Source organism: Actinoallomurus acaciae, assembly GCF_042429965.1.
GTDB lineage: Bacteria > Actinomycetota > Actinomycetes > Streptosporangiales > Streptosporangiaceae > Actinoallomurus > Actinoallomurus acaciae.
Genome location: NZ_JBHLZP010001105.1, coordinates 1 through 1078, shown reverse-complemented (window position 1 = coordinate 1078; position 1078 = coordinate 1). Strand labels below are relative to the sequence as shown.

The 1078-nt window shown below is 73.7% G+C and carries 1 protein-coding gene and 1 pseudogene; both read left to right on the top strand.

Annotation, left to right across the window (positions count from 1 at the left end; genetic code table 11):
- Positions 1–184: pseudogene (locus tag ACFFNX_RS50880) on the top strand (ABC transporter permease); the annotation flags it as partial.
- 204 nt (positions 185–388) lie between these two features.
- Positions 389–1078: EAL domain-containing protein (locus ACFFNX_RS50875; RefSeq protein WP_378213698.1), on the top strand; the 690-nt coding region annotated here is incomplete at its 3' end.

Sequence of the window (1078 nt, the reverse complement as noted above, 5' to 3'; positions counted from 1 at the left end):
CGGCGGCCGGGGCGGCGGCCACACCCGCGCCGCGGCGGCGACCTGCGACGTGCTGGTGGCGGTGATCGTGGCGGCGCTCATCGTGCAGGCGCTGCGCGGCGCGGAGATCTGGGTGCTGGCGGGCCTCGCGGCCATCGCCTGCATCACCTACCTCATCGCCGTCCTGAGCATCAGCTGGTACTGATGACCCGCCGGTCTCAGTGTCACCGGCGTCCTGACATTCGGTAAGTGATCGGAGCTCCGGCAGCGAGCACCCGAATTGCCGGTGAACAGTCCCCCAACACTGACAATTCGCCCATAACGTCGCGCAGAATCGGTACGTGACCGGGCGAAGCGAGGGATCCGAGAGACACAGCACCTTGGTCACAGGTCCGGCGGAGGAGGGCCCGTGACCAATCCTGCTGCGTACCAGGGCGGCCCGGAGGGCTCTTTCGCGCGGCGGGGCCACGGCGGGCACGCCGCGCCGCCGCCCCCGCACGTCGGCTTCCACCCCGTCATCGACCTGGAGACCGGCACCGTCGTCGCGGTGAGCGCGCCCGCGCCCGCCGGCCGGGTCACCGATCTCGAGTCCGACATCGACCGGGCGATCCTCGCGGCCCACGCCACCTCTCAGCGTGAGACCCTCCTGCCGCTCCACGTGGCCCTGCGCGCCGCCACGCTCGCCGACGACCGCGGCATGGACCGCCTGCACCAGACGTTCACGAGCATGGGCCGCCGGCCGAGCGGCGTGATCATCTCGGTGGGCGGCCTCTTCGGCGGCATGCCTCCGCAGGAGGCCGTCGCACGGCTCGGCCGGCTGCGGGCCACGGGTTATCTCATCGCGATCGAGCACGCGGCCGACCTGCCGGCGCGTTTCGTCGCCGAGGTCGCGCCGTCCGTGCTCGCGCTCGACCCGGAACTGGCCCGCCGCGCGTCGGCGGACCCCCGTCGCGCGGCCCTGGTCGACGCCCTGGTCTCGCTGGGCCGGCGCACGGGCGGCCACGTGCTCGCCCCCGGCGTCGTCGACGACGAGCAGCTCGTCAGGCTGCGCGGGCTCGGTGTGCGGCTGGCCCAGGGACCGCTGCTCGCCGCACCGGAC